Genomic DNA, 26,410 nt, shown 5'->3' with positions numbered 1-26,410 from the left:
GTGTGGTGCGGCTCTGACGAACTGGGCCGAGCAGCACCGCCGCAGCCGGCGGACGGTCGAGCTGGTGTCCTGACCCCCGTCCACCGGACGAACGGCGCCCCGTCCCTGCCGTGGCAGGGACGGGGCGCCGCGTCCTTCAGCTCGTGTCGTCCGGAGGGCGGTCCGGTCCTTCACGTCGCTGCCTGGCGTGTGCGTACCGCGGCCGCCCACGCGTCGAGCAGCTGCTCGTACTCGTCCTGTTCCTCGGGCCACAGCGGTCGGCCACGACGAACAGACGCGATCATGAAGGCGCGTATCGCCTCGTTCGCCTCATCAGGTGTGACAGGGCTGGCCATGGGGCAAACGTTACAGCCCACCACTGACAGCGTCCCCGTGATCGGGCGGTGTCACGCGATCAGCCCATCACCGGGCGGCCGCACGCGGTCGTTCAACGGCCGCACGAGGTCGTCCAGTGGCCGCACGCGGTTGTCCAACGGAAAGGCGGGGCCACGTCCTAGAGCGTGACCAGGGAGACCTCCGTGGCCTTGACGCCGGCCCATACGGGAACCCCGTCGGTCAGGCCGAGTTCGAGGGCGGCCGAGGGAGTGATCTCGGCGACCAGGTCGGGAGCCTGCGGCGAGGTGATGAGGACCCGCAGCCGGCTGCCGGAGGAGGTGATCTCCCGTACGGTACCGGGCCAGACATTGCGGGGGCTGCCCGCCGGCCTGTCGAGGTGGACGGACACCGCCTCGGGGGCGATGATCGCCAGCGCCCTGGTGCCGTCCGGGAGGCAGTCGGCGGCGATGAGGCGGCCGCCGCCGGCGAGGACGAGACCGTCGCCGGTGGCGGTGACCGGCCAGGCGTTACGGCCCAGCATCCGGGCCACCCAGGGGGAGCGCGGATGGCGGGTGACCTCGGCGGGCGGGGCGTCCTGGAGGGCGCGTCCGCCGTCGAGGACGAGCACGCGGTCGGCGAGCGAAACCGCCTCGACGGGGTCGTGGGTGACGAGCAGACAGACCCCGCCGAAGCCGGCGAGATGGCCGCGCAGGGTGTGGCGGACCTGGGCGCGGGTGGTCTGGTCGAGTGCGGCCAGTGGCTCGTCCAGCAGCAGCAGGCGGGGCCGGGCCGCCAACGCCCGGGCCAGTGCGACGCGTTGGGCCTGACCGCCGGAGAGGTGGCCGGGCCTGCGGTGCGCCAGGTGACCGACGCCGAGCCGGTCGAGCCACTGCTGCGCGACGCGGCGGGCCTCGGCGCGCGGGGTGCCCTGAGCGCGCAGCCCGTACGCGGTGTTGGACAGGGCGCTCAGGTGCGGGAAGAGCGCACCGTCCTGGGGGACCCAGGCGACACCGCGGCGGTGCGGGGGCAGCGTGGTGACGTCGGTGTCGCCGAGGCGCAGCGCGGCGTGGGCGCGCGGGGTGAGGCCCAGGAGGGCGCGCAGCAGGGTGGTCTTGCCGGCTCCGTTGGGACCGACGACGGCGATGGTGGTGCCCGGTTCGGCGTCCAGGACGAGCCGGGTGAAGCCGGTGACGTCGGCGTGCAACGCCCAGCGCTCCGGCGGCGGGGCGGGTGCGGCGGCAGACGCGGGCCGCCCGGTGCCGGTGCCTAGTCCGGCGGCGGGCCCGGTGCCGAGTCCGGAATCGAGTCCGATGCCGGGCCCGGGCGGGGCTGGGCATCCGGTGCCGTCGGCGGGATCCATGGGTCCGGTGGCGGGTGGTGCGCTGCGGGCCGCGCGGCCGGCGGCCCGGCCGGTCGTGGAGCCGGTCCAGCGGCCGCGCAGGCAGATCAGCACGGCCATGGCGATGACGAGGAGCAGCAGCGAGACCGAGGTGGCGGCCTCCGGGGAGTCCTGGAGCAGCAGATAGACCTGGAGCGGCAGGGTCTGGGTGGTACCGGGCAGGTTGCCGGCGAAGGTGATGGTCGCGCCGAACTCGCCGAGGGCGCGGGCCCAGGTCAGCGCGGCGCCGGCGGCCAGGCCGGGGGCGACCATGGGGAGGGTGACGGTGCGGAAGACGCGTACGGGAGAGGCGCCGAGGGAGGCCGCCGTCTCCTCGTAACGGGGACGGAGTCCGGCGAGGGTGCCCTCCAGGCTGATGACGAGGAACGGCATCGCGACGAAGGTGGCGGCGACGACCGCGCCCGACGTATGGAACGGCAGCACGATGCCGAAGGTGTCTTCCAGCCACGGGCCGAGCAGCCCGCGGCGGCCGAAGCCGAGGAGCAGAGCCACCCCGCCGACCGTCGGCGGCAGCACCATCGGCAGCAGCACCAGCGAACGGACCAGCGCCTTGCCGGGGAAACCGACCCGGGCCAGCAGCCAGGCGAGCGGCACCCCGAGCAGCAGCGAGAGCCCCAGCGCCCAGCAGGACACCAGCAGGGAGAGGCGGAGCGAGGTGGTGACCCCCGGGCTGGTGAGATGGCTGCCGAGGGCGCCCCAGTCGGTGCGGGCGAGGATGCCGACGAGCGGCATCAGCAGGAACCCGACGGCGAGCAGCGCGGGGACGGCCAGCGCGGCGGGCGTACGGGTTCCGGGGGCGCGCCGCCTGCCGGCGTGGGGCGCGGCGGGGGTGCGGAGGCGTCTCATCGGGGTTCCCGGCTGGTTCTCGGCTCGTGCTCCTGGCGCGGTGCGGTGCCTACGGCTGCTGGAAGCCCGCCTGCTGGAGGATCCGCTGCGCCTCGGGCGTGCTGAGCCATTTCACGAAGGCGGCGGCCGCCTCGGCGTGCTGGGAGGACTTCAGGGTCGCGGCGGGATAGGACGCGACGGCGTTCTGGGCGTCGGGGATGTCGATGGCGTCGGTCTTCTCCGGCGCGGCGGCCGCGTCCGTCTTGTAGACCAGTCCGGCGTCGGCCTCGCCGAGCTCGACCTTGCTCAGCACGGCGCGGACGTTGGGCTCCTGGGTGAGCGGCTGGACGCGGAGCTTCTGGGCGGCCAGGATCTGCCTGCTGTAGCGGCCGGCCGGGACCGCGGGGGCGGCGAGGGCGACCTTCACCCGCGCCAGGTCGGTGAGATCCTTCAGACCCTTGATCTTCTTCGGGTTGCCCTCGCCGACCACGATGACCAGGCGGTTCTTGGCGATGACGGTGGGCGTGCCGACGTCCGCCGTCAGCCGGTCCATGGTCTTGGTGTCGGCGGTGACCACGGCGTCGGCGGGGGCGCCCTGGGTGACCTGGGCGGCGAGTTCCTGGGAACCGGCGAAGGAGAAGTTCACCTTCGTCCCCGGATGCTCCTTCTCGTAGGCCGCGCCGGCCTTCGTGAAGACATCGGTCAGCGACGAGGCGGCCAGCACGGTGAGCTCCGTCCTGGCGGAGCCGTCTCCGGACGCCTTGGTGCCGCTGTCGTCCTTGCCGCAGGCGGCGAGCGGGACGAGGAGGGCGGCGGTGACGAGCGCGGTGGCGGCACGGCGCACGGTACGGGTACGGCGCACGGTTCGGGGCTGGGGCATGGGCGGGACTCCTTGCGGCCTCGGGGGTGGGGGACGGCCCCGGGGGACGGGACGGGCGGTTCAGGTACGGACGCTCACATGCGGTCGATGTGCACGCTGGTGGACTTCACGCGGGCGGTGGCCCGCATACCGACCTCGAGGCCCAGCTCCTCCACCGCTTCCCGGGTCAGCAGGGAGACCAGGCGGTGCGGTCCGGCCTGGATCTCGACCTGGGCGGCGACATCGCCGAGGGTGACGGCGGTGACGATGCCCGGGAAGGCGTTGCGCGCGGAGGTGTACGAGGCGTCGTCCTCGCCGGTGCCGTGCTGCGCCACCTCGATGGAGAAGGCGGCCAGATCGCGTCCGTCGATGAGGCGGCGGCCGCTGTCGTCGCGATGGGTCGCGACCTTGCCGGCGTCCGCCCAGCGGCGGGCGGTGTCCGGGCTGACGCCCAGCAGCCGCGCCGCCTGGCCGATCGTATAGGAGTGCATATGCGCCAAGATAGGCAGCAGAAGCTGGCATGTGCAATGCGGAGAGCGAAGTTCGCCAGCACATGCCAGGTCGACTGAAGGCAGGGACCAGGGCCCAGGGACGAGGAGGGGACACAGCGCGGACAGCGCGGACAGCGCGGCCGGACCCGCCCCGCGCTCCCTTCGGGTGGTCACCCGCTGAGATGGCGGCCGAAGAATTCCAGGATGCGCTGCCAGGCCTCCCCCGCGACCTGGGGCCGGTAACCCGGCCGGTCCACGGCAAAGAAGGCGTGTCCGGCGCCCTCGTAGGTATGGAAGGCATGCACCTTGCCGTGCTTGCGCAGTTCGTTCCGCAGCTCCGCCGTCTCGGCCGGGGACGGATGCTCGTCCTCCGCGCCGAAGAGGCCCAGCAGCGGGCAGCCGAGGTCCTTGGCCAGGTACAGGATCGGTTCGACTGCGATCGGGGAGTCCTCGGGCGGGCGGCGGGCGACGTAGCCCCCGTAGCAGTCCACGGCGGCCTGCAGGTCCAGGCTGCAGGCCGCGAGGAAGGACTGACGGCCGCCCGAGCAGTAGCCGATCGTGCCGACGCGCCGGTTGGACGAGCTGAGTCCGCGCAGGTAGCGGGCGGCACCGGCGACGTCCCCGAGCAGCCGGTCGTCGGGGACGCCGCCCCGCGCCCGGGCCACCGCGGCGGCCTCGCCCGGGTCCGCGCCGGGGGCCTCGCGGCTGTAGAGGTTGGGGCAGACCGCGGCGAACCCCTCGGCGGCGAACCTGCGGGTGATCTCCTTCGTACCGGTGTCGTAGCCGGGCGTGTGGTGGATGACCACCACCCCTCCTACGGGCCCGGGGACCAGCGGCCGCGCGGAGTACGCCTCGATGAGGTCGCCGCGGTGACCGGTCAGGGTGACGGTCTCTGCCAGGAGTGCGTCGTACATGGCCAATGCCTGCCCTTTTCTTCCCTTGCCTGCGCCTGCCCTTGCGCTCGTTGCCTTCCCTGATCCGTGGCAGCGGCCCCGGCGACCGCCGGAATCGCCCCTCCGGAAGGGCCTCCGTCACCCTCCCGGCCCCCATTGCGCCATCCGTGGGCCGGGAGCGGACGGATCGCCAACTCACCAACAGAACAAGGGGTTTGGGAAACGAAGGTGCCGTCCGAGTCCTGACGCCAGGTCACACGATCTTACCAATGTGAGGCTTTTCCGCGTTGCGATGCATTTATCCCGATGTGAATCTGGTATCCCATCGCCAAAAGGAGTTGATCGCATGGTTACGGATCGCACTGCGCCGGTCGAGGCCGGCACTCTGGCCGCCGAGGTCGAGGAGCTGCTGGAACCCGCGGAGGCGGACGGCGTCTTCCGCGACACCCGCGAATGTGGAGGCGGGCTGCTGCTGGGCGCGCTCCTCCTGATCTCGCCGCCGACCCCTCGGCCCAAGACTGACACTCGTTAAGGGGAAAAGCGTTGGCTGAACAGACGCAGGGAGCAGTCCCATTGAGCGCTGTGATCGCCGATGCCGCAACCGGGGTCGCCCTCGCCCTGCGGGGTGAGGGCGGCCCTTACGCGTTGTCGGGCGTACTGCGGCAGGAGGACCCCCTGACCCCGGCCGCCGTCCGGGTGCTCGGCGCCGACGCGCTCGCGCCGTACGCCATGGAGCACCTGACGGCGCCCTTCGGCGCGGACGACGACGCGGTGGTCCGGCAGGCGCTCGCCGCCTATCCGCCGAAAGCGGATGCCTCGGAGGTCTCCCTGTGGAGCTACCGGGGGCTGGCCGAGGCCGCCCACACCTTCCTGCCCGGAGCCGGACGGCAGTGGCCTGCGGTACCCGAGGCCGGGACCGGCTGGGTCGTCAGCGAGCCCTGGCCGAAGCTGTCGCACCAGGTGTCGCAGCTGGCCGCGCTCGCGCTGCCGGGGCTGGCGCCCGGCCTCGCCGAGCAGCTGGCCGCCCGTACCGACGACCTGGCCCGCGGCTTCGTCCGGGCGGTCCGCCGCCGGGACTGGCCGCAGGCGGCCGGCCTGGGCCGCTGGCTGGCCCGGCTGCCCGACGTGCCGCGGACCCTGGGTCTGGACAGCGGGCTGGCGTTCGTCCGGCAGCTGGGCGGCGCCGACCCGCGGGTGACGCTGCACGTCGTGGCCGCCCAGCGATTCCACGGGCGGGGCTGGTGACCGCCGGCCACGGCGACCCCGGGCTGCTGGACCACCTGGTCCGCGGCAGCCTGGGGTGGCTGGAGGGGGCGCGCGAGTCCTTCCGCCTGCCCCCGGACGTGACGACCGACGCCGACCCCAACCTCACCCTCAAACCACTCGGCGAGCTGGCCGAACTGAGCCAGCTGATCGGTGTGCTGCACCCGCGCGACGAGATCCGGCTGACCGCCCGGGAGCTGTTCGCGTTCGCCTGGAACGAGACCCGGGACGGTGAGCTGTTCACCGAGCTGATCCGCGGGGAGCCGTTCGCCACCTATCCGCTGGAGCTCTACGGGACCTTCGCCCAGGCCGGGCTGCGCCACGCCGAGGTCGACGAGCTGCTGCGGACCACCACCCGGCTGCGCGGCTGGCGGGTGGCCCGCGAGGACCACACCCGTACGCTCGGCGTGCTCAACGCGGAGCGGCGGATCGGGCTGCGGCAGCACGCCGACTTCGCCGCCGTACTGGCGCTGACCGGTCTCGGCCGGCTGCCGGAGCCCTGGGCGCTGGACCGCAAGGCGGTCTACGGCGTGACCCATGACGTCTTCCACCTCACCGACTGGGGGCGCAACCGGCAGCGGATGTCCCCCGAACTCGCCGGCTATCTGCGGCTGTGGCTGCCCTCCTGGCTGGAGAACTGGCTGGAGGAGCAGCTGTGGGACCTGGTGGGTGAGCTGCTGGCCGTGACGGCCTGTCTGCCGAAGGCGCCATACCATCCGGTGGTCTGGCAGCGGCTGGCGGAGGTGCAGGCGGCCGACGGAAGCGTGCCGGAGATGGGTGCGGCGCCCGCCTCGGACGACCCCGGCGAGGCCTTCACGGCCTGCTACCACTCCACCCTGGTGACCGCGTTCGCCGCCACCCTCGCCCGGATCGCCGCCGAGGAGGCCGGGTCCGGCCCGACGGGCGGGAACCCGGCACTGGTGGGCGGGCGGACGCCCGGCGAAAGCGAGAGTGCCCCGTGACCGTGACGGCCGCGTCCCCCGCCCTGCTGCACCGGGTCGGCGACCGGGCCCTGGCCTGGCTCGACGACCATCGTGAGTACTTCCGGCTGACCCCCGACGACTGCGTCGACAACAGCACGGTCGTCGAACGGCTCAAGCCCATCGGGGAGCTGGCGCTCAATATGCGGGTGCTGTTCCGGGAGGGGGTGGCCGGCTCCCGGCAGCAGGCCCGCGCCGGGCAGCTGCTGGACTTCACCTGGCGGGAGCTGCTCGACGGCGGCAACGTACTGGCCCGGCTCCAGCACGACGAGCCGCTGTCGCCGGTGCCGCTGGAGGTCTATGCGACCTTCCACGAGCTGGGCCACCGCCATCCGGGGCTGGAGGCGGCGGTACGGACCGGCCGGCGCACCCTCACCTGGACGACGCTGGAGATGGTGCCCAACCGGCGGCTCGGGGTGCTCAACGCCGAGCGCAAGCTGGGCCTGGTGCCCAGCGGCGACTTCGACGAGGCGGTGGCCCGCACCTGGCTGGGGCAGCTGCCCGAGCCGTGGACGGTGCAGCTGCACATCGGCTACGACATCACCCACACCGTCTTCCACCTCACCAACTGGGGCGAGTTCCCGGAGCGGATCCCGCCGGAGATCGCCGACTATCTCACGCGCTATCTGCCGGCGTGGCTGGACGACTGGGCGGACCTGGAGCACTGGGACCTGCTGGGCGAACTCCTCGTCGTGGACGCCTGTCTGCCGCGGCCCACCCTGGACGCGGGGCTGTGGGAGCGGTACGCCGCCGCGCAGGACGGTTCCGGTGCGATGCCCATCCAGCGCGGGATGCCGCAGGGCGATCCGGCGCGCGTCTTCGACCTGGTCCACCACCCCACCCTGGTCGCCGCGTTCGCCTCCGCGATGGCCACCTCCCGGGCGCTGTCCGCCGCCTGATGAACGCGGCATGCGGCACCACGCTCGCCGACCGCCTGGCGGACGCGGTCGCCCGTATCAACGCCCCGGACGTGGTGCTCGCCGTGACCCGGCACGGTGTGCGGACCGTCCTCACCGGGGGTTCTGCGCTCTCGCCGCCGACGCCGCGGCATGCCCTGCGCTACGAACTGGGCTCGCTGTCCAAGACCTTCACCGTGCTGCTGCTGGCCGAGCTGGCCAGAGCCGGGGCACTCGCCCTGGACGACCCGCTCTCCGCCCACCTCCCGCCGGACCTGCCACTGCCGCATCCGCACGCGCGCCGGATCACCCTGTGGCATCTGGCCACCCACACCTCGGGGCTGCCGCGGATCCCCGCCGACCTGGTCGCCGGTGCGCTGCTGCGTCCGTACGACAACGGGTACGCCGCCTACGACACCGAGCGGCTGCTGCGCACCTTCGCCCGCACCCGGCCCCGGAACCGGCCGGGCACCCGCTGGCGGTACTCCAACTTCGCGGTGGCGCTGCTCGGCCCGGCCCTGTCCCAGGCCGCCGGCGCCGGCTACCCCGCGCTGCTCAGGGAGCGGGTGCTGGGCCCGCTCGGGCTGACCGGCACCACCCTGGGACCGGGGGCCACCGGCACCGACGCCGTCGGCCACCGGACGAACGGGGTGACGCCGGTGGCCAGCGCCGACATGGGCGCCTTCGCCGCCTCCGGCGCGGTCCGGTCCACCCCCGGCGATCTGCTCGGCTACCTGGAGGCGCACCTCTCCCCCGAGGGCACACCGCTGTCCGGGCCGCTGCGTGACGTCCAGGTCCCCCTGCTGCGCCGCGGCTGGCGGCACCGGCACACCCACACCCTGACGTGGTATCACCACCCCGCTCCGCACGGCCCGTTGCTCTTCCACCTGGGTGCGACGTTCGGGCAGCAGGCGTTCCTCGGCTACCACCCGGCGACCCACACCGGCCTGGCCGCCCTCGCGACCCGGCGCGGCCGCACCTGCCGGCTGACCGACACCGCCTACGACCTGCTGTACGCCCTGGCCGGCGAGCCGACGCTCTGAACCGGCCCGGGCTTCAGCGGAAGCGGGGCCCCGGCATCGACGTCCCTGGACAGCGCACCTAGATCTCTCCGGCCGCGATCCGGGCGAGGATCGTCTCGGGCCGCTCGGCGCAGGACCGCTGGAAGGCCTCCTCGTAGGCCCGGTCACCGATCGCGGCGCGGGCCCGCCGTTCGCACTCCTCGCGGACCGCCCCCAGCTCGGGCACACCGCGCTGCGGATATCCGACGGTGCGCCAGACGGCCTTGCCCATGCCGTAGGCCCGGGCGGCGGCCGCGCCCTGGTCCTGGGCGGCCAGCGCGGCGGCGAGCAGGTCCAGGCCGAGCCCGGTGCCGAAGCTGTCACCGGTGCCCGGTTTGGCGGCGAGCATCGCGCGGGCGTGGTGCTCCGCTTCCGCGGGCCGCCCCTGGTAGAGCGAGATCAAGGAGAGCTGGTAGTCGACGTAGGAGCGGAACCAGGGGGTGCCGCGGCGCACACAGGCCCGGCGCAGTGCGGTCGCCCCGGCCCGCGACTCGGTGAGCCGGCCCAGGGCGGTGAGCGCGAACACCCGCAGGAGCTGGCAGCGCAGCCGGCCCGGGGTGGCGTACGGGTCGCCCGGTGTGCGGCCGAGGGCCTGTTCCGCGACGGTGCGGGCGGTCAGCGGCCGGCCGGCCATCAGGTGGGTGGTGCCGATGAGGTACGAGGCGTCGAGCGCCGCCTCCGCCCGGCCGCCCGCGCGCGCCGCGTCGGCGCACTGCCGGCCCAGCGCGCCCGCGGTCGCCAGATCGTCCTGGTAGAGGGCGATGATGCCGAGCACCCACAGCGCCCGGGTGCGAGCCGGTCCCGGGCCGCGGTGTGCCGCGACGGCACGGACCAGGTAGCCGTGGGCCTCCTGGGGACGGCCGTCGCAGCTCCAGACGAATCCGATCGACGCGCTCAGCTCCAGGGCCCGCTCCGGATCGGCGGCCAGGAGGTGGTCCAGGGCGGCGCACAGGTCGACGTGGGCGTCGGTGACCTTGGTGTGCCAGCCGGGGTGATCGGGCCCCTGGAAGCCGTCCACGGCACCGTGCGCGAAGGAGACGAAGTGCGCGGCGTGCCGGCTCGCCAGCTCCGCCGCCTCGCCCAGTTCGCCGAGCCACATCCGGCCGTACTCGCGCAGCGTGTCGAGCATCCGCCACCGGGCACCCTCGCGGCTGATGACGGACTTGGCCGCCAGACCGGCGAGTACGGTGCGGATGTCCTGCTCGGCGAGCGGGCCACCGGCGCACACCGCCGCCGTGGCCTGCGCGTCGAAGGTGCCGCGGAAGACGGAGAGCCGGGCCCACAGCAGCCGTTCCAGCGGCGCGCACAGCTCATGGCTCCAACCGATGGCGCAGCGCAGTGTCCGGTGCCGTGGCGGGAACGCCGGCCGGTCTCCGTCGAGGGTGTCGAAGCGGGAGGTGAGCCGCTCGGCGACGCGCTCGACGGAGCTGGTCGCCAGCTGGGCGCCGGCCAGCTCCAGGGCGAGCGGGATGCCTTCGAGGCGTCGGCAGATGGTGCCGGCGGCCGCCGCGTACCGGGCGTCGGTGAGCCGCAGTCCGGGGGCGGCGGCGCGGGCCCGGTCGGCGAGCAGGGTCAGTGCGTCGTTGTCGCCCGTGCAGGGCAGCGGGCCGATCTCCGTGACCCGCTCACCGGCGAGATCCAGCGGCTGCCTGCTGGTCACGAGCACGGTCACGTGGGGCGCGGTGGTCAGCAGGTCGCCGAGCAGGTCACGGCAGGCGTCGACGAGATGCTCGCCGGAATCCAGCACCAGGAGCAGCCGTTTGTCGGCGAGCCAGGAGCACAGCGCCGCGACCGGTGCGCGCGTGGTGTGGTCGGCGAGCCCGACGGCGTCGCAGACCGTGGCGGGCAGCAGCTCGTCCCCTCTCAAGGGCCACAGGTCGGCCCAGCCCACGCCGTCGGGGAACCGGGGCGCCGCGGCCCGTGCGGCCCGTAGGGCGAGGCGGGTCTTCCCCACGCCACCGGGTCCGGTCAGGGTGATCAGCCGGTGTTCCGCCAACTCCCGGCCGATGCGGCGTAATTCGGCCCGTCGGCCGACAAAGCTGGTCGACTCCTCGGGAATATCGCTCACCACGTGCCCAGTCTGCACGAGTCGGCGGGCCGGGTGGCGCGGGGTGGCGCAGGTGGGCAGGGCACGAAGTTGACGCCGGCGGGGCGGGGCCGCGGGCGTCAGGGCGTCACGATGGGGAAGGCGGGGCGGGGAGTGGTGAGGAGGCCGAGGAGCCGGCGGAGCGCTCCGGTCTCGCCCTGTTGGGCTGCCTCGCCCTGTTGTGCGGCGTCGGCCGGGTCCCGGGTGGCGAGCAGTGCGAACAGCTGGGGTCTGGTGAGGGTGAGCGCCAGGTCCGGGCCGCGGCCGTCGGGTGCGGCGGGGGCTCCGGGCGAACTGCGGTGGGTCAGCGCGCCGTTGGACAGGGTCAGCCGCCAGGTCCGGTCCTCATCGGGGAGGTAGAGGTCGAGGGTGAGCGCCGTGGACCAGGCGCGGGGGCCGTCGACGCGGATGGCGAGCGAGTCCAGGAGCTGGTCGACGGTGAGGGCCCGGGCCAGCTCGGGGCTGGTGGTGTCCAGCCGTACGTCGGCGAGGGTGCCGCGCAGTTCCATGGCGCCGGTGAGGTAGAAGTTGCGCCAGGTACCGTTCTCGCAGCCGTGGCCCAGCCGCTCGTAGACGAGGGCGAGTTCGCGCCGGGCGCGGAGGTTCTTCGGGTCGGCGAAGACGGCGTGGCACAGGAGGGTGGCGGCGAACCGGAGGTCGCCGTCGGCGGCGTACTGTTTGCCCGCGTCCACGGTGGCCTCGATGCCGCCCAGGGTGTGGACGTAGCGCTTGGCCTGTTCGGCGGGCGGGTGCTCCCAGAGGTGGGCGGGGTTGCCGTCGAACCACCCCAGGTAACGCTGGTAGATCCCCTTGACGTTGTGGCTCAGCGAGCCGTAGTACCCGTGGTTGGCCCATACCTGTTCCAGGCCCGGCGGGAGCCGCAGTTCCTCGGCGATCTCGGGTCCGGTGCGGCCCTCGTTGAGCAGCCGCAGGGTCTGGTCGTGCAGATAGGCGTACAGGTCACGCTGGTCGGCCAGCAGGGCCCGGATCCGCTCCCCGCCCCAGGTCGGCCAGTGGTGGGAGGCGAAGGCGACCTCCGCCTCGTCGCCGAAGAGGGCGAGCGCCTCGCCCAGGTAGCGGGACCAGACCCGGGTGTCGCGGACGACGGCGCCGCGCAGCGTCAGGATGTTGTGCATGGTGTGGGTGGCGTTCTCGGCCAGGCAGAGCGCCCGGTGCGCCGGGAACCAGAAGTTCATCTCGGCGGGCGCTTCGGCGCCCGGGGTGAGCTGGAAGACGATGGGGACGCCGTCGAGGATCTCCTCCTGGCCGGTGCGGGTGATGTCCACGGTGGGCGGGATCAGGCTCACGGTGCCGGTGGAGGGGGTGGTGCCCAGGCCGCAGCCGATCTGTCCGTCCGGCCCCTTGGGCAGCTCGGTGCCGTACATGTAGACGGCGCGCCGCCGCATCGCGGTGCCCGCGTAGAGGTTCTCGCCGACCGCGTGGTCGAGGAAGCCGGCGGGCGCGAGCACCGGTACGGGGTGGTGGCCGGGCGGCAGGACACCGCGGGCACCGCCGAAGTGGTCGACATGCGAGTGCGTATAGATCAGGCCGGTGACCGGCCGGTCACCGCGGTACTGGCGGTAGAGCTCCAGGGCCGCGGCCGCGGTCTCCACGGAGATCAGCGGATCGACGACGATCACGCCGTGGTCGCCTTCGACCAGCGTCATATTGGACAGGTCCAGGCCGCGGGCCTGGTAGATGCCGTCGGTGACCTCGTACAGGCCCTGCCGGCTCACCAGCCGGCCCTGGCGCCAGAGGCCCTCGTGCGCGGTCTCGGGGCAGTTCTGGGCCAGGAAGCGGTACGCCTCGGCGTCCCAGACGATCCGGCCGTCGTCCGTGGTGACCTCGGGCGGGTCGAGCGGGGCGATGAAGCCGCGGTCGGCGTCGGCGAAGTCTTCGTGATCATCCACGGGCAGAGCGGTCACAGGACGCCACCTCTCCGGGGCGGTCGACCGGAGCCACACCCCGTACCGCACACCCCATACCCCAGCCCCCATGAGACCGGTTTATCCCATTTTAGGAGGTGGGCGCATACGTGGATACGGACGTCCGCAGGCCACCCTCGGCGACCGCAGCCGCCGACCCGCCCACCACACCAGGTGGGGCGAGCGGGCCGGCGCCGGGTCACACTCCCCCGCCACGGGGAGCATGCGTCACGTGGGGGTGCGGCGGCTCTTGGCTGCCACGGCCACACACAGGGCGCCCAGCAGGAATGTCAGGGCACCGATGACGACGTTGTTCCAGACGACACCGGCGTCCGGGCCGGCGCCGACGATCCATGGCGAGATGACCAGCCAGGCACCGATCGCGCACATCGCGCCGCTCAGGCCGTACATCCGCTCGGGGGTCACGGTGAAACCGATCGCCAGCAGGGCGATCGCGACACCGAGGATGAGGTTGTGCGTCGTGAGCGCGGGCTGGGAGGCCGAGAAGTGGACGATCCACGGAGAAGCGGCGCAGTACAGGCCGACCAGGAACACCGGTCCGTCGACGAGTACCACGTCACGTCCGCCGAGAACCCGCTCGTACCGAGCCTGCATCTCAGATGCGTCGGGGTGACCTGCGAGATCTCCCCTGTGGTGTGAGACGTCGGCCATGCGACTCGCCTCCTTCGTTCGCAAGTCCGGCCGTTATCGCGCGGCATCGGGCCGCACATCTTTATTTTGCCCTTATGTCTCCTTTATGGATAGATGAGGCGAAAACGCGGGGAAGTGTCCCGGCCACGCCCGGCTCACCCGCGGTCCAGCGCCCTCCCCAGCCCCAGGTTCCAGCGTCCGCCCCGGCCACTCAGCTCGGTCACGGTCAGCGGCGCCACATCCAGGCGCCAGAACGCGTCCACCGGAACCCCCAGCGCACACACCGCCACGGCCCGTACGACATCCGGCTCGACCACCGCCAGCACCCGGCCCGGCTCCCGGGCCGCAGCGGACAGCCAGTCGCCGATCCGGCCGCACAGCCGTCGCAGCGACTGCCCGCCATGCCCGTCGAAGTCCGGGTCGGAGAGCCAGGCGGAGACCGCCGCCGGTTCGGCGTCGGCGACCTCGGCCAGAGTCCGGCCGCGCCAGCCGCCCATCGCGCAGCCCGCCAGCTCCGGCGCGGACCGGGCGGACAGCCCGAGCGCCACGGCGGTGTCCCGGCACCGGACGGAGGGCGAGGCGAGGACCCGGCCGGCGGCCGGCAGCGACCCGGCGACGGCCCGGGCACGGCGCAGCCCCGCCGCGCTCAGCGGGCCGCCGTCGTCGAAGCGCACCTCGCACTGCGCCTCCCCCGCGGCCGGTGAGACCAACATCACCCGAGTTGTCATGCCCACTCCCTCACTCTGCGCCGTCCGCCAACCGACCGTACGTACAGGGGAGTTGCCCGGACGACGCGCCCTGCCCTGCGCCTCTCCGCCCCCTCCATGGCCTTGGCCCGGGAACCGGGGCGCGGTACCTTCCCGATGATATTGACGGCGACATGACGGAAGCCGGTGGGATCCCGGCGCGGTCGCGCCACTGTATGTCCGGTTATGACCAGCCCATCGGGGCCGGGGCCGGATAAGCCAGACCCGGCATGTCGTCACGCACTCCACCGAACAGGGACGCGAGTTCCCCTCACAGGAGGTTCTGCCATGGCTCAGACCATCGCACCCCCGGCCGCCGGCGCCGCCCCCGCTCCGCTCCCCCTCAAGACGATCGCCCCGTGGGCACTGTTCGTCGGCGTCCTGATGCTGGTTCTGCTGTACTTCGTCGGCGCCGAGCAGGGCGCCACCTCTCTGCTGTCCGGTACGGACGTCCACGAGTGGGTCCACGACGGGCGCCACCTGCTCGGCTTCCCCTGCCACTGATCGGACGCCGCACCATGAACTCCGTCACCGTCAGAAACCTCCTGGTGCGCGGGATGCTCGCCGGTCTGGCCGCCGGTCTCCCGGCCCTCGTCACCGCCTATCTGCTCGGCGAGCCGCACGTGGACGCCGCCATCGCGTTCGAGGAGGCCCACAGCCACGCCCACGGGGACGAGGTGGAGGTCGTCAGCCGCGCCATGCAGTCCACCGCGGGGCTGGCCACCGGCATCCTGGTCTACGGCGTGGCGCTGGGCGGTATCGCCGCGCTGGTCTTCTGCTTCCTGCTGGGGCGGATCGGCCGGTTCAGCACCCGGGCCACGGCCGCGCTGCTCGCCGCGGGGGCGCTGCTGGTCTACCTCGTACCGTTCCTGAAGTACCCGGCCAACCCACCGGCCGTCGGCGACCCCGACACCATCGGCCAACGGACGGCCCTGTACTTCCTGATGATGCTGCTCGGCATCCTGCTGGCCGTCGGCGCGACGCTCCTCGGCCGGCGACTCGCTCCCCGGCTGGGCAACTGGTACGCCACGGTGGCGGGCGGCGCCGCGTTCGTGGTCGCCATCGGGATCGCGTACGCCTTCCTCCCGGCCTACGACAATGTGCCGCACGGGTTCCCCGGCACGCTGCTCTGGCAGTTCCGGCTCTCGACGCTCGCCGTCCAGCTGGTGCTGTGGACCGCCTTCGGGCTGGTCTTCGGTCATCTGGCGGAGCGCGTCGTCCCGGCGCGTCAGGAGGCGCCCGCGGTCGAGGAAGCGGCACCCGTCGCATCCTGACCCAGGCACCCTGAGGAGAGAAGGGCCCGCGGCCATGCGCCGCGGGCCCTTCTCCCATTGGCGTGCCAACAGCGGAAGTTCTCCGCGCGGGGCCCTTCAGCAGAATCAGATGCGCGGGGCCCCTTCAGCAACATCAGATGGTGGTGAACCGCAACTCCGGGCGTCCCCACGCAATCTTCGGCGGCGTCGGGGCGACCGTCCCCACCCGCTCGGCGCCCAAGCGCCGGTAGAACTCCTCGGCCGGGGGATGGGAGACCACACGGACGTCGGTCAGGCCGGCCTCCCTGGCCTGGCCGATCATGTGCGCGATGAGGAGTCGGCCGACGCCCCTTCCCTGCGCGCTGTCCGCCACGAAGGCCAGGTCCAACTCCGGTGGCTCCAGCACCAGGGCGTAGAAGCCCAGCAGTTGCCCGACCGCGTCGACGGCCACGAAAACCTGGTGCCGGGCGATGTAGTCGGCGGTGACCCGGTAATCGGCGATGATCGAGGCGTACTCCCCCTGGTAGGCGCCGGATTCCTGGATCAGTGTGGTGAGGCGCTCCGCGTCCTGCCCAACTGCGCGCCTGATCGTTATGGAATGCATCCGTCGCAGTGTAGGCGTGGGCCCCATGCCCCTATGTGCCCGCGTGCCGCCCCAGGTAGATGACGAGTGCCAGGAAGACCAGCACCAGATGCGTGACGATGATGGAGAGCAGCACCTGCCGCCACCGGCTGCGCCGGGGCGTGCGGGGGCCGACCAGTATCGCGCCCGGCAGCCGCGCCAGCTGGGCCCCGGGCCGGACCGCGGTGGTACGGGCCCGCCGGACACCGCAGCGTGCTGAGCCTCGGCAGCGAACGGTGGCCTCCGGGCAGCGGCGGCCGTGTCCGCGGACCACGCGGAGCGGTCCCCGTCCGGGAGACCGGCCCCGGCACGGCCCGGAGGGCGAGGGTATGCAGGTGCGCGAACGGACCGCCCGCCAGGGCGGCGGCCCCTTCCGCCTCGGTACGCCGGTCATCCACGATCACCCTGCCCCGGCCGCCGGACCGGCGATAGCGCCCACGCCTGTTCTCCGCGTTCCGGCCGAGCGGCCCTCACGTTGCCTGCAACTGTAATGCCTTCCCCCAAGGCCGGTGCCGGGGACCGGCCTCCCGGCGAGCGGGAGGAGGATCCCGGGCAGCGGAGCTGACGGCGTGTCGACAGGTGGCCGCTGCACGCACCTTCGCCGTTGGGTTACCCCGTGTGGCGAGCGGTGGTGATCGACCATAGCTTCGGCCTCATGGCGCTACGACAGATGACATACATGGGATGCGTCGCCGCGGTGATGGCCGGCGGACTGGGCGCGGCCACTCCGAGCGACGCCACGGGACGGCTGGTCGTCCACTCCGGCGAATCCATCCAGCGGGCGGTGGACGCGGCGCGGCCGGGCGACACCATCAAGATCAGGCCCGGTGAGTACCGGGAGAACGTGGTGATCGACAAATCCGGGCTCCACCTGGTCGGATCCGGGAAGGTGGTGATCAGACCGCCCGGCACCCGGGCGCGGGACGCCTGCGGTGCGCAGAGCGGCAGCGGCATCTGTGTCGTCGGCCGCAAGGACCGCCCGGTCCGTGACGTCACCCTCCGTGGGCTGACCGTCGAGGGGTTCGCGCGCAACGGCATCTGGGCGTCCGACACCGAGCGGCTCTCCGTCATCGATGTGGCCGCGCGGAAGAACGGTGTGTGGGGCATCGCCCAGCAGAAGTCCACCCGCGGTGTGATCAAGGGCAACGACGTCACCGAGAACGGCGACGCCGGCGTCTTCGTGGCGAACACGGTCACCGAGGAGGGCGGCGCCCCGGACCTCGGGGGCACCCGGATCGAGCACAACCGTATGTGGAACAACCGGATCGGCCTGACGGTCCGCCGGGTCAGGAACCTCACGGTCGCCCACAACAGCATGACCGGGAACTGCGGCGGCCTCTTCATCGTCGGCGACGAGTCGCGCCCCCGGGCCGGCGAGCTGACCGTGCGCGACAACGACATCTCCCGGAACAACAAGCAGTGTCCCGCCACCAAGCGGCTGCCGGCCCTCCAGGGCTCCGGCATCGTCCTCACCGGCACCGAGAAGGCGCGGGTGGTGAACAACCGGATCCAGGGCAATGCGGGCAAGTCCCCGCTCTCCGGCGGTGTCGTGGTCTTCCAGAGCTTCGTCAAGGCGCTCAGCGAGAACAACGACGTCCTCGACAACACCCTGACGGACAACGAGCCGGCCGATCTGGTCAACGGGGACACCAAGGGCAAGGGGAACCGGTTCAGCCGCAATTACTGCCGGACGTCGAAGCCGGCCGGTCTGTGCGGCAAGTCCTAGACAGCCCTGGCGAGTCGGAGAGTCGGAGAGACGGAATGACCACCGTAAGTCCCACCCCCCAGCCGGCCATGCGGCTGCGCGAGCTGATCTTCGGAGCCGCGTGCGCGGCGGCCGTGCGGGCCGCGGCGCGGCTCGGCGTCGCCGACGCCCTCGGTGACCGGCCCGCCACGGCCGAGGAACTGGCCGTGGCGGTCCACACCGAGCCGGGCCCGCTGCGGCGGCTGCTGCGCGCGCTGTCCTGCTACGGGATCTTCGCGGAGACCGACGACGGACGGTACACCCATACCGAGATGTCCCGGTTGCTGCGCGAGGACACCCCGCACAGCCTGCGCTACATCTCCCTGTGGTGCACCGAGCCGTGGACCTGGGAGGCCTGGCCCCGGCTCGACGAGGCGGTGCGTTCGGGCCGCGATGTCTTCGACGGTCTGTACGGCAAGGGCTTCTTCGACTATCTCCACGAGGACGCGGCGGAGTCCGCCGAGGTCTTCGACCGGGCCATGACCACGTCAAGCCGGCAGTCGGCCGACGATATCGCGGGGCTGCTCGACCTCACCGGGGTGTCGTCGGTGGCGGACATCGGCGGCGGCCAGGGGCACGTCCTGGCCAGCCTGCTGGAGAAGTACCCCGCCCTGGAGGGCACGCTGCTCGACCTGCCCACGGTCGTGGCGAACCCGGACCCCCGGCTGCGCGCCGGCGGTGCGCTCGCCTCACGGGTACGGCTGGTGCCCGGCGACTGCCGCGACGACATCCCCGTCCGGGCCGATGTCTACATCATCAAGAACATCCTGGAGTGGGACGACGAGAGCACCCGCCGGACGCTGGCCAACGTCATCAGGGCCGCCCGGCCGGGCGCCCGCGTGGTGATCATCGAGAACCTGGTCGACGACAGCCCCTCGATGAAGTTCACCACCGCCATGGACCTGCTTCTGCTCCTGAACGTCGGCGGCGCCAAGCACTCCAAGGAGAGCCTGGTCAGCCGGATGACCCAGGCCGGGCTGGAGGTCGGCGAGATCCTGGTCGTCAACCCGTATCTGCACGCCTTCGAGTGCACCGTCCCGGGGTGAGGCGGTCCGGGTCATGAGGAAACGCGTGCGCGGCGGGCCGCCCGGTGAGGAGCCTCCTCCCGGCCGGGCGGCCGCGTACCCGTCAGCCGTCGCGCTCCCAGCGATAGAACTCGTGGGCCATGGCGTCCTTGGGGCTGCGCCAGGTCTCCGGGTCGTACGCGCTGACGTAGGCGGACAGCTTCTCGCTCACCGCGCGGAACTCGGGGTGCCCGGTGACCTTGGCGATCTCCGGTCCCGGGGGCCGGTCGGACTCGATGAGGTGCAGATACACCTCGCCGAACTGGAAGAGGGCCCGTCGCGAGACGCCGACCAGGTGCGGCAGCTCCGTACGGTCGGAGGCCGAGAAGACCTCGGCGATGTCCGGAGCCGAGCCGGGTTTCATACGGGCGACGATCAGAGCGTGATGCATCGGGGGTTTCCCTTCGTTGCCGCCGGTGGGCGGTCCGCCTCCGGTGGACGGTCCGCTGCCGCCGGTGGACGGTCCGGACGCGGTCCGGCGGGGCGTCAGCTGACGGTGGTGGTCCGCAGCTCGCGGTCCCGCTGTTCGATCTTGTCCCGGATGAGCTCCATCTGGATCCGGGAGTTGCGGTTGATGAGCTCGGTCATGCCCTTGTCGTCGACCGGGGCCTGGGGCTTCATGGCGAAGTCCTGGGTCCAGTGCATGGACGTGCCGCCGGGGATCTCGGTGTACCGCCAGTGGATGTCCATGTGCTCGAACGGGCCGGTCTCCACCCGGCGGGCGCGGACACTGCGGTTCCGGCGGTCGATGACGCGCTCGGAGACCCAGCTCCAGACGGTGCCGTTGTCGTCCGGGTGCATCGTCAGCCGGAAGGTGGTCTTGTCGCCCTCGCGGGACAGCACTTCGACGGCGGCGTACTCGCTGAACAACTGCGGCCAGTCCTCGATGTCGTTGGTGATGTCCCAGACGAGGTCGAGCGGCGCGGCGATGGTGATGTCGTTCTCGGTGTGGCCGGGCATATCAGGCTCCTGTCGTAGGCACCGCCGCCTTTTCGGCGCCGGCGTATTCGGTGTTGACGAGGTCGAGGAAGTCACGCGGCGTCTTGCAGCGCTCCGCGTCGGTCGGCATCGGCCGGCCCTGCCGGTTCTCCAGCTCGCCGACGATGCCGAGCAGGCCGAGCGAGTCGAGGCCGAACTCGGCGAACGGCGTATCGGCGCGGTTGGTCAGGTCCTGCGGGTCGATGGTGAGGCCGGCGGCCGACTTCATCAGCGCCGCCAGCTCGTCGAGCGTCAGTTGAGCGGTCATGACGGGATCTCCTTCTCACGAGGGGGACGTCGGGCCGTGCCGCAGCACCATCGCCGCGTTCGAGCCCATCAGTCCCCGGCTCAGCACCAGCGCCGTGCGCAGTTCGCCGCGGCGGGCCCGGCCGGTCACCACGTCGATGTCGTGGCACACATCGACGACGTTGGGGGTGGGCGGCACCAGACCGTGCTCCATGGCGAGCACCGCCGCCGCGATGTCCAGGACGGGGGCACCGCAGTACGCCCGGCCGGTGCCGGTCTTGGGCGCGGTGACCGGGACCCTCGCCGCGTGCCGGCCCAGGGCGTCCACGATGGCCAGGGCCTCGGCCCGGTCGGCGGAGGGGACGCCGAGGGCATCGGCGAACACCACGTCGATCTCCTCCGGTTCGCACCGGGAGTCCTCCAGCGCCCCGCGGATGGCGTGGGCGAGCCCGTCGCGGGACTCCTGCCACAGCGAGGCCCCGGTGAACGTCGCGGCGTGCCCGGAGAGCACGGCCCGGACCGGAGCACCGCGCCGCACGGCCGCGGCGGCCTCCTCGACGACCAGCATCGCGCCGCCCTCGGCGGGCACGAATCCGCAGGCGCCGCCGGTGAACGGACGGTAGGCGCGATGCGGGTCGTCGACCGTGCTCAGATCCTCGTAGCCGAGCTGGCAGACGATCGAGTAGGGGGCCAGCGGTGCCTCGGCGGCGCCCACGACGACGGCGTCCGTGCCGCGCCGTATGGTGCGGCAGGCGTGCGCCAGGGCGTCCAGGCCGCCCGCCTCGTCGCTGGCCACGACGCCGCAGGGGCCCTTGAATCCGCCGCGGATGGAGATCTGTCCGGTGCTGGCGGCATAGAACCAGGCGATGGACTGGTACGGGCCGACATGGCGGGAGCCCTGGCCCCAGAGCCGTTGCAGCTCGCGCTGGCCGAACTCGCCGCCGCCGGAGCCGGCGGCCGTGACGACGCCCACCGCGAACGGCGAGTCGTTGTAATCGGCACGGCCGAGCCGGGCGTCGTCCAGCGCCAGGTTGGCCGCCGCCATGGCGAAGTGGGTGAACCGGTCGGTCTGGACGAGGTAGCGCTCCTCGATCAGATCCCCCGGGTGGAAGTCGCGGACCTCACCGGCGACCTTGAGCGGCAGGTGCTCGCAGCCCTCGCGGGTCACCCGGTCCAGGACGCTGATGCCGTCCGCGGTCGCTTTCCAGAAGGCCTCGGTGTTCACGCCGTTGGGGGCGATCACGCCGATGCCGGTGACGACCGAACGCCGTTCTGCCGGGGAGTTCATCGCGCCCTCCCGCCTTGCCGGGTCAGCACGACCGCTGACTGGAATCCGCCGAATCCGCTGCCGACCGAGAGCACCGAACGCATCGGCACCTCCCGTGCCGTCCTGGGCACGTAGTCGAGGTCGCACTCCGGGTCCGGGGTCTCGTAGTTGGCCGTGGGCGGCACGACCTGGTGGGTCAGTGCCAGCACACAGGCGACGATCTCGATGGCGCCGATCGCGCCGAGCGAGTGGCCCACCATGGATTTGATGGAGCTCATCGGCACGTCGTGGGCACGGGCGCCCAACGACCGCTTGACCGCGGCCGTCTCGTGCCGGTCGTTCTGCTGGGTGCCCGAGCCGTGCGCGTTGACGTAGTCGACCTGGGCGGGGTCGAGCCGGGCATGGGCGAGGGCGTTGTTGATCGCCTCGGCCATTTCCAGGCCCTCCTGGGTGAGCCCGGTCATGTGGTAGGCGTTGCCGAAGGTGGCGTAGCCGCGGATCTCGCAGTGGACGGTCGCGCCGCGGGCGCGGGCGTGTTCCAGTTCCTCCAGGATGACGACGGCGCCGCCCTCGCCCATGACGAAACCGTCGCGGTGGGCGTCGAACGGGCGGGAGGCGTGGGCGGGGTCGTCGTTGTTCGCGGAGGTCGCCTTGATGGCGTCGAAGCAGGCCACGGTGATCGGGGAGATCGGCGAGTCGGACGCGCCCGCGATGCAGATGTCGACCCGGCCCTCCTCGATCGAGTGGAAGGCGTAGCCGATGGCGTCGAGGCCGGAGGTACAGCCCGTGGAGACGGTCTGCACCGGGCCGTGGGCGCCGACCTGTTCGGCCACCGCGGAGGCGAGCGAGCTGGGGGAGAACGCCCGCTCCAGGTAGCGGCCGGCCGGGCGGTGGTCGACGTCCCACCGACTGCCGTGGTCGCTGACGGCGACATAGTCGTGTTCGAGGCGGGTGGTGCCGCCGACCGCGGTGCCCAGGGACACCCCGATGCGCCAGGGGTCCTCCTGCCCGGTGTCCAGTCCGGCGTCGCGCAGCGCCTCGGCCGCGGCGACCATGGCGAACTGGATGTACCGGTCGGAGCGGGCGATCTTGTCCTGGGACAGCCCGTGCTCCGAGGGATCGAAGTCGCACTCGGCGGCGATACGTGAGCGGAACCCCTCCGGGTCGAAGAGGGTGATGCCACGGGTCGCCGTCCGGCCTGCGGACAGCAGGTCCCAGAAGGCCGGTACTCCCACACCGCCGGGCGCGACGATCCCGATCCCGGTGACCGCCACGCGGCGGGTCATGACACCGGCTCCGTACGTTCGGGAGGCGCGGCCGGGGTGCTGTCCTCCGTGGCCTCGGTGTCGACGTGGCCCAGTTCGGGACGCGGGGCCAGCGGGCCGAGGTGGAAGACCATCCGGGCCTCCACGTCTCCCACGTTGCGGAAGCGGTGCCGCATGTACGGCGGGATCATCAGCCCCTGGTCCGGGCGCAGCGGGTACGTCTCCCCGTCCAGGTCCACTTCGAGCGAGCCCTGGACGACGTAGACGAACTCCTCGGAGTACGGGTGGTAGTGCTCGCCGATGCGCTCACCGGGCTGGACGAGGGCCATGCCCATGAAGCCGCTCGTGGCGCCCACCGCGCCGGGGGTCAGCATGGCGCGCAGGTCGCCTCCGCGCCGGCGGTTGGGCTTGGTCTCGCTGAGGTCCACGATGCGTGGGCGGTGCGTGGTCATGGCTGATTCCTCCAGTGGCGTGGGCGGGCGGTTGGGCGGGCGGGGGACGGGTGGCGCGGCGGGCGAGGCGGACGCGGTCAGGCGTCCGCGGCCCGGCGGTCGGTGATCAGGGTCATGTCGGAGCGGGCGAGGAGGCTCGCCAGCTCACGGTCGGTGGACAGCCCGCCGGTCACCTCGGTGTCGAGGAGACGCCGGAGGACGGCCGTCTTGCGGGGGCCGCGTGCGCCGAGCGCCAGCAGGGGGTCGGTGTCGAGGGGGATCTTCAGATCGATGAGCCGGACGACGATGTCGTCGCGCTGGAAGATGGTGCTGCCCACAACAGGGCAGGACGGGTCGTCGGCGGTCAGCTCGTCCTGGCGGGCCAGCATCCGGGCCAGCGCCAGCCCGCAGCCTTCACGGACGGGGTAGAGCAGCGCGTGCCGCCGTACGCCCTCGGGCGCCGCGCCGTGCACGTGGTGGACGGCGGGCAGGGCGGCGCGGGTGAAGAACACCCGGGCGGAGTTGGGGTCGCTGAGGTCGCGGTCCTGCTCCAGGTAGGGGTTGATGGCCTCCTCGACGGCCCGGACCTCGGGCTGCCGGGAGATGTGGCGCAGCGCGGCGACCAGGTCGCCCTGTACCTCGACGGCCCGTACGACGCGGTTGCCGTGCATGAACAGGGTGGTGCGGCGCAGCCTGGTGACCTCGTCGACCCGGGCCTCCGGAGAGGAGTAGCCGGCGAGGATCTCGGCGACCTTCTCCTCGCTGCCGGGCTTGACGGTGAAGGTCAGCGCGTGCCGGACCACACCGTCGCCGACGCGGGGGCGGGCCTGCAGCCGGCCCTTGGGGGCATCGGGCGCGACGGTGGCGGCGTTCGAGGTCTCGCGCAGGACGCTGAAGCGCAGCGAGCGGGTGTCGCGGACGCAGGAGTGCAGCGGCTGGACCATCTTGACGTGTTCCTCACTGTTGACCCAGGCGAGGAAGGGCGGGGCGCTCTCCCATTCGCTGGTGATGAGCCATTGGGAGGGGTTCTCGATGGACTGGCACAGCTGGTCGGTGATGTGCCCGGGCACGGACGCGACCTGGTTGCGCAGGTGCTCGTAGGCTTCCAGGAAACGCTGCTGGGCTCCGTCGTGGAGTTCCAGGAGCAGGACGACCCTGAGCCGGGAGCCGTCGAAGGCTGACTGGGATATTCGTTCCGACAGCGTGGTCATCATCTGCGCATCTCCTTCGGGGCCCGAGGGGCGCTCCAGTGGTGCGTCGTCAGTTCCGGTGCGGTCCGGGTGACTGAGCCGGGTGGTGGGGCGGCCTGGCCGGTGTGCCGGTGGGGGCGCGTTCCCGGAATCGATCGTGGGGGCGGCCCGCCGGTGGCGCGAGATCTGTGAGCCATGCAGGTGAACCGTGATCGAACACGGCCGGATCAGGGCATTCGTGATCCATCTGCCCTCACTGCGCCCCTGGCACCGGATTGGAACTGGAGAGCCCATGAACGCCACCGCCGAAGACCACGTTCCGGTACTCGTCGTCGGCGGGTCCCTCGTAGGTCTGTCCGCCTCGCTGTTCCTCGGACGTCTGGGCGTGCGGCACCTGCTGGTCGAGAAGCACCCGGACACCTCGCACCATCCGCGCGGGCGCGGGAACAACGTCCGCACGATGGAGCTGTACCGGGTCGCCGGGGCGGAACGGCGGATCCGGGCGGCGGCGTCGGTGCTGGCGGGCAACCACGGCATCCTGCAGGCGCGTTCGCTCACCGGTGACGACCAGGAGTGGCTGTTCAGGGAGATCGACCCGGGCGGCGCGCTGGCCCGGATCAGCCCGTCCGGGTGGTGCCTGTGCAGCCAGAACGACCTGGAGCCGGTGCTGCTGCGCTGTGCCCGCGAACTCGGCGGTGACCTGCGGTTCTCCACTGAGCTGGTGTCCTTCGAACAGGACGCCCGGGGCGTGCGGGCGCTCCTGGAGGACCGGCGGACCGGCGAGCGGTCGGCCGTACGGGCGGACTACCTCGTCGCGGCCGACGGCCCCCGCAGCCCGGTCCGCGAGCGGCTGGGCATCGGCCGGACCGGGCCCGGCGATCTGTTCCACAACGTGAGCATCACCTTCCGCGCCCCTCAGCTGGCCGGGGTGGTGGGCGAACGCCGCTTCATCGCCTGCTACTTGACCCACCCCGAAGCCGACGGCGCGCTGCTGCCGGTGGACAACGAGCGGGACTGGGTCTTCCACGCGCCCTGGCACCCCGACCGGGGCGAGACCCTGGAGGACTTCACCGACGAGCGGTGCGTCGACCACATCCGCCGGGCGACCGGCGTACCGGACATGGCCGTGGAGATCACCGGCAAGGCGCCGTGGCACGCCGCCGAACGGGTCGCGGAGCGCTATGCGGCCGGCCGGGTCTTCCTCGCCGGCGACGCGGCACACGAGATGTCCCCCACCGGGGCGTTCGGCTCCAACACCGGCATCCAGGACGCCCACAACCTCGCCTGGAAGCTCGCGGCGGTGCTGGACGGCGCGGCGGACCCCGGGCTGCTGGCGACGTACGAGGAGGAGCGGCAGCCGGTGGCCCGCGAGACCAGCGCCCGCGCCTCGGCCCGCTCCGCCGAGCACAGCCATCCCGGGTACGTCCCCGGGCCCGGCGCGGGCGGCGGCCGGCAGCGCGGCATCCTCAACGTCGCCCTCGGCTACTGCTACCCGTCTGGTGCGGTCATCGGCGCCGACCCCGCCCTGCCGGTGGTGCCCGAACAGCTGCGGCTGACGGGCGAGCCGGGCACCCGCGCCCCGCACATGTGGCTGCGCGACCGGGACGGCCGACGCCGCTCGACCCTCGACCTGTACGAGACCTCGTTCGTCCTGCTGAGCGGCTCGGACGGCGAGATGTGGCGCACCGCCGCCAAGGGGGCCGTGCAGCGCTTCTCGGTACGCCTGGACTGCTGGCTGGTCGGCACCGGTCCGGACGACGACCTGGTGCCCGAGGCGGGCGCCGACTGGGCCGCGCAGCACGGCACGACGCCCGAGGGCGCGGTGCTGGTACGGCCCGACGGCTATGTGGCGTGGCGGGCGGAGGGCCGGGTGATCGACCCGGAGGCGGCACTCACGGAGGTCTTCGAGGCGCTGCTCTGCCGCGACTGACCCGCCCGCCCCGGAACACCACGCGGGGAA

General features: G+C 72.5%; 28 protein-coding genes and 1 riboswitch. Of the genes, 10 read left to right on the top strand and 18 right to left on the bottom strand.

The window, feature by feature from the left end; translation table 11 throughout:
• Positions 1-170: 170 nt before the first annotated feature.
• The 5 genes from AZE13_RS37245 to AZE13_RS30710 all read right to left on the bottom strand — a co-directional run bounded on the left by AZE13_RS37245 (position 171) and on the right by AZE13_RS30710 (position 4,803).
• A complete protein-coding gene (locus AZE13_RS37245; RefSeq protein WP_181690499.1) occupies positions 171-335 on the bottom strand; it encodes a hypothetical protein in 165 nt (54 codons plus the stop codon).
• Positions 336-493: 158 nt separating this feature from the next.
• On the bottom strand, positions 494-2,560 hold the full coding sequence (locus AZE13_RS30725; protein ID WP_066939325.1) for an ABC transporter permease: 2,067 nt from the start codon (positions 2,558-2,560) through the stop codon (positions 494-496).
• 49 nt (positions 2,561-2,609) lie between these two features.
• A complete protein-coding gene (gene modA, locus AZE13_RS30720) occupies positions 2,610-3,419 on the bottom strand; it encodes a molybdate ABC transporter substrate-binding protein (RefSeq protein ID WP_066939322.1) in 810 nt (269 codons plus the stop codon).
• Between the two features lie 74 nt (positions 3,420-3,493).
• Positions 3,494-3,889: a molybdopterin-binding protein gene (locus AZE13_RS30715; RefSeq protein ID WP_066939319.1), complete on the bottom strand. Its 396-nt coding sequence runs from the start codon at positions 3,887-3,889 to the stop codon at positions 3,494-3,496.
• 170 nt (positions 3,890-4,059) lie between these two features.
• Positions 4,060-4,803, bottom strand: coding sequence for a dienelactone hydrolase family protein (locus AZE13_RS30710; protein WP_066939316.1), 744 nt, complete (start codon positions 4,801-4,803; stop codon positions 4,060-4,062).
• A 325-nt stretch (positions 4,804-5,128) separates the two neighbouring features.
• Between AZE13_RS30710 and AZE13_RS30705 the strand changes: the two genes are divergently transcribed.
• From AZE13_RS30705 to AZE13_RS30685, 5 genes are read left to right on the top strand one after another with little or no spacing between them, the layout of a single operon-like run.
• On the top strand, positions 5,129-5,314 hold the full coding sequence (locus tag AZE13_RS30705) for a hypothetical protein (protein WP_066939313.1): 186 nt from the start codon (positions 5,129-5,131) through the stop codon (positions 5,312-5,314).
• Between the two features lie 50 nt (positions 5,315-5,364).
• A complete protein-coding gene (locus AZE13_RS30700; RefSeq protein WP_066939310.1) occupies positions 5,365-6,027 on the top strand; it encodes a hypothetical protein in 663 nt (220 codons plus the stop codon).
• Entirely contained in the window at positions 6,024-7,007 is a 984-nt protein-coding gene (locus AZE13_RS30695; protein WP_066939307.1) for a DUF6895 family protein, read from the top strand. The genes AZE13_RS30700 and AZE13_RS30695 overlap by 4 nt, the downstream gene beginning before the upstream one ends.
• A complete protein-coding gene (locus AZE13_RS30690; protein ID WP_066939304.1) occupies positions 7,004-7,924 on the top strand; it encodes a DUF6895 family protein in 921 nt (306 codons plus the stop codon). Before AZE13_RS30695 ends, AZE13_RS30690 begins: the two co-directional genes overlap by 4 nt.
• On the top strand, positions 7,924-8,964 hold the full coding sequence (locus tag AZE13_RS30685; RefSeq protein WP_066939301.1) for a serine hydrolase domain-containing protein: 1,041 nt from the start codon (positions 7,924-7,926) through the stop codon (positions 8,962-8,964). Before AZE13_RS30690 ends, AZE13_RS30685 begins: the two co-directional genes overlap by 1 nt.
• 58 nt (positions 8,965-9,022) lie before the next feature.
• Here AZE13_RS30685 and AZE13_RS30680 read toward each other — a convergent pair whose 3' ends face one another.
• From AZE13_RS30680 to AZE13_RS30665, 4 genes are all read right to left on the bottom strand, one after another.
• Positions 9,023-11,053: an ATP-binding protein gene (locus AZE13_RS30680; RefSeq protein WP_066939298.1), complete on the bottom strand. Its 2,031-nt coding sequence runs from the start codon at positions 11,051-11,053 to the stop codon at positions 9,023-9,025.
• Positions 11,054-11,148: 95 nt separating this feature from the next.
• On the bottom strand, positions 11,149-12,993 hold the full coding sequence (locus AZE13_RS30675) for an alkyl/aryl-sulfatase (protein WP_066939296.1): 1,845 nt from the start codon (positions 12,991-12,993) through the stop codon (positions 11,149-11,151).
• A gap of 228 nt (positions 12,994-13,221) precedes the next feature.
• Complete coding sequence (locus AZE13_RS30670) at positions 13,222-13,665, bottom strand: SPW repeat protein (RefSeq protein ID WP_066939293.1); 444 nt, start codon at positions 13,663-13,665, stop codon at positions 13,222-13,224.
• Between the two features lie 134 nt (positions 13,666-13,799).
• Complete coding sequence (locus AZE13_RS30665; RefSeq protein ID WP_066939290.1) at positions 13,800-14,372, bottom strand: histidine phosphatase family protein; 573 nt, start codon at positions 14,370-14,372, stop codon at positions 13,800-13,802.
• 157 nt (positions 14,373-14,529) lie between these two features.
• Positions 14,530-14,615, top strand: a riboswitch (cobalamin riboswitch).
• A 63-nt stretch (positions 14,616-14,678) separates the two neighbouring features.
• Here AZE13_RS30665 and AZE13_RS30660 point away from each other — a divergent pair.
• Positions 14,679-14,894: a CbtB domain-containing protein gene (locus tag AZE13_RS30660; protein ID WP_066939286.1), complete on the top strand. Its 216-nt coding sequence runs from the start codon at positions 14,679-14,681 to the stop codon at positions 14,892-14,894.
• 14 nt (positions 14,895-14,908) lie between these two features.
• Positions 14,909-15,664, top strand: a complete 756-nt coding sequence (locus tag AZE13_RS30655) for a CbtA family protein (RefSeq protein WP_066939283.1) — start codon at positions 14,909-14,911, stop codon at positions 15,662-15,664.
• 133 nt (positions 15,665-15,797) lie between these two features.
• Here the strand turns inward: AZE13_RS30655 and AZE13_RS30650 are convergent, their stop codons facing one another.
• Both AZE13_RS30650 and AZE13_RS30645 read right to left on the bottom strand, forming a co-directional pair.
• Positions 15,798-16,247 (bottom strand): GNAT family N-acetyltransferase, encoded by a 450-nt coding sequence (locus tag AZE13_RS30650; RefSeq protein ID WP_066939280.1) that lies wholly within the window; start codon positions 16,245-16,247, stop codon positions 15,798-15,800.
• 31 nt (positions 16,248-16,278) lie between these two features.
• A complete protein-coding gene (locus AZE13_RS30645) occupies positions 16,279-16,539 on the bottom strand; it encodes a hypothetical protein (protein WP_258528090.1) in 261 nt (86 codons plus the stop codon).
• A gap of 381 nt (positions 16,540-16,920) precedes the next feature.
• Between AZE13_RS30645 and AZE13_RS30640 the strand changes: the two genes are divergently transcribed.
• Both AZE13_RS30640 and AZE13_RS30635 read left to right on the top strand, forming a co-directional pair.
• On the top strand, positions 16,921-17,991 hold the full coding sequence (locus AZE13_RS30640; protein WP_066939349.1) for a nitrous oxide reductase family maturation protein NosD: 1,071 nt from the start codon (positions 16,921-16,923) through the stop codon (positions 17,989-17,991).
• A 35-nt stretch (positions 17,992-18,026) separates the two neighbouring features.
• Positions 18,027-19,055, top strand: coding sequence for a methyltransferase (locus AZE13_RS30635; protein ID WP_066939276.1), 1,029 nt, complete (start codon positions 18,027-18,029; stop codon positions 19,053-19,055).
• A gap of 82 nt (positions 19,056-19,137) precedes the next feature.
• Here AZE13_RS30635 and AZE13_RS30630 read toward each other — a convergent pair whose 3' ends face one another.
• The 7 genes from AZE13_RS30630 to AZE13_RS30600 form a co-directional block, all read right to left on the bottom strand.
• On the bottom strand, positions 19,138-19,464 hold the full coding sequence (locus tag AZE13_RS30630) for a TcmI family type II polyketide cyclase (protein WP_066939273.1): 327 nt from the start codon (positions 19,462-19,464) through the stop codon (positions 19,138-19,140).
• A 95-nt stretch (positions 19,465-19,559) separates the two neighbouring features.
• Complete coding sequence (locus AZE13_RS30625) at positions 19,560-20,033, bottom strand: SRPBCC family protein (RefSeq protein ID WP_066939270.1); 474 nt, start codon at positions 20,031-20,033, stop codon at positions 19,560-19,562.
• Position 20,034: 1 nt separating this feature from the next.
• A complete protein-coding gene (locus AZE13_RS30620; protein WP_066939268.1) occupies positions 20,035-20,319 on the bottom strand; it encodes an acyl carrier protein in 285 nt (94 codons plus the stop codon).
• Between the two features lie 15 nt (positions 20,320-20,334).
• On the bottom strand, positions 20,335-21,585 hold the full coding sequence (locus AZE13_RS30615; protein WP_066939265.1) for a ketosynthase chain-length factor: 1,251 nt from the start codon (positions 21,583-21,585) through the stop codon (positions 20,335-20,337).
• On the bottom strand, positions 21,582-22,850 hold the full coding sequence (locus AZE13_RS30610; protein ID WP_066939262.1) for a beta-ketoacyl-[acyl-carrier-protein] synthase family protein: 1,269 nt from the start codon (positions 22,848-22,850) through the stop codon (positions 21,582-21,584). Before AZE13_RS30610 ends, AZE13_RS30615 begins: the two co-directional genes overlap by 4 nt.
• Positions 22,847-23,281 (bottom strand): cupin domain-containing protein, encoded by a 435-nt coding sequence (locus AZE13_RS30605; RefSeq protein ID WP_066939259.1) that lies wholly within the window; start codon positions 23,279-23,281, stop codon positions 22,847-22,849. Before AZE13_RS30605 ends, AZE13_RS30610 begins: the two co-directional genes overlap by 4 nt.
• A 77-nt stretch (positions 23,282-23,358) precedes the next feature.
• Positions 23,359-24,471: a SchA/CurD-like domain-containing protein gene (locus AZE13_RS30600; protein WP_079124539.1), complete on the bottom strand. Its 1,113-nt coding sequence runs from the start codon at positions 24,469-24,471 to the stop codon at positions 23,359-23,361.
• Positions 24,472-24,742: 271 nt separating this feature from the next.
• On the opposite strand from AZE13_RS30600, the gene AZE13_RS30595 reads away from it, so the two are divergent.
• Positions 24,743-26,380, top strand: a complete 1,638-nt coding sequence (locus tag AZE13_RS30595) for an FAD-dependent oxidoreductase (protein WP_066939254.1) — start codon at positions 24,743-24,745, stop codon at positions 26,378-26,380.
• Positions 26,381-26,410 lie beyond the last annotated feature (30 nt).

It is taken from the genome of Streptomyces sp. NBRC 110611, from assembly GCF_001590865.1.
GTDB lineage: Bacteria > Actinomycetota > Actinomycetes > Streptomycetales > Streptomycetaceae > Streptomyces.
The sequence above is the reverse complement of the archived record's forward strand: the minus strand, read 5'-3'. Positions and strand labels throughout refer to the sequence as shown.

Coding starts and splice junctions, on each gene's coding strand:
- AZE13_RS30600 (WP_079124539.1), bottom strand. CDS start 24,471: ATGACCACGCTGTCGGAACGAATATCCCAGTCAGCCTTCGACGGCTCC.
- AZE13_RS30710 (WP_066939316.1), bottom strand. CDS start 4,803: ATGTACGACGCACTCCTGGCAGAGACCGTCACCCTGACCGGTCACCGC.
- AZE13_RS30660 (WP_066939286.1), top strand. CDS start 14,679: ATGGCTCAGACCATCGCACCCCCGGCCGCCGGCGCCGCCCCCGCTCCG.
- modA (WP_066939322.1), bottom strand. CDS start 3,419: ATGCCCCAGCCCCGAACCGTGCGCCGTACCCGTACCGTGCGCCGTGCC.
- AZE13_RS30630 (WP_066939273.1), bottom strand. CDS start 19,464: ATGCATCACGCTCTGATCGTCGCCCGTATGAAACCCGGCTCGGCTCCG.
- AZE13_RS30725 (WP_066939325.1), bottom strand. CDS start 2,560: ATGAGACGCCTCCGCACCCCCGCCGCGCCCCACGCCGGCAGGCGGCGC.
- AZE13_RS30620 (WP_066939268.1), bottom strand. CDS start 20,319: ATGACCGCTCAACTGACGCTCGACGAGCTGGCGGCGCTGATGAAGTCG.
- AZE13_RS30610 (WP_066939262.1), bottom strand. CDS start 22,850: ATGACCCGCCGCGTGGCGGTCACCGGGATCGGGATCGTCGCGCCCGGC.
- AZE13_RS30615 (WP_066939265.1), bottom strand. CDS start 21,585: ATGAACTCCCCGGCAGAACGGCGTTCGGTCGTCACCGGCATCGGCGTG.
- AZE13_RS30665 (WP_066939290.1), bottom strand. CDS start 14,372: ATGACAACTCGGGTGATGTTGGTCTCACCGGCCGCGGGGGAGGCGCAG.
- AZE13_RS30650 (WP_066939280.1), bottom strand. CDS start 16,247: ATGCATTCCATAACGATCAGGCGCGCAGTTGGGCAGGACGCGGAGCGC.
- AZE13_RS30605 (WP_066939259.1), bottom strand. CDS start 23,281: ATGACCACGCACCGCCCACGCATCGTGGACCTCAGCGAGACCAAGCCC.
- AZE13_RS30635 (WP_066939276.1), top strand. CDS start 18,027: ATGACCACCGTAAGTCCCACCCCCCAGCCGGCCATGCGGCTGCGCGAG.
- AZE13_RS30705 (WP_066939313.1), top strand. CDS start 5,129: ATGGTTACGGATCGCACTGCGCCGGTCGAGGCCGGCACTCTGGCCGCC.
- AZE13_RS30655 (WP_066939283.1), top strand. CDS start 14,909: ATGAACTCCGTCACCGTCAGAAACCTCCTGGTGCGCGGGATGCTCGCC.
- AZE13_RS37245 (WP_181690499.1), bottom strand. CDS start 335: ATGGCCAGCCCTGTCACACCTGATGAGGCGAACGAGGCGATACGCGCC.
- AZE13_RS30595 (WP_066939254.1), top strand. CDS start 24,743: ATGAACGCCACCGCCGAAGACCACGTTCCGGTACTCGTCGTCGGCGGG.
- AZE13_RS30625 (WP_066939270.1), bottom strand. CDS start 20,033: ATGCCCGGCCACACCGAGAACGACATCACCATCGCCGCGCCGCTCGAC.
- AZE13_RS30715 (WP_066939319.1), bottom strand. CDS start 3,889: ATGCACTCCTATACGATCGGCCAGGCGGCGCGGCTGCTGGGCGTCAGC.
- AZE13_RS30670 (WP_066939293.1), bottom strand. CDS start 13,665: ATGGCCGACGTCTCACACCACAGGGGAGATCTCGCAGGTCACCCCGAC.
- AZE13_RS30685 (WP_066939301.1), top strand. CDS start 7,924: ATGAACGCGGCATGCGGCACCACGCTCGCCGACCGCCTGGCGGACGCG.
- AZE13_RS30640 (WP_066939349.1), top strand. CDS start 16,921: ATGGCGCTACGACAGATGACATACATGGGATGCGTCGCCGCGGTGATG.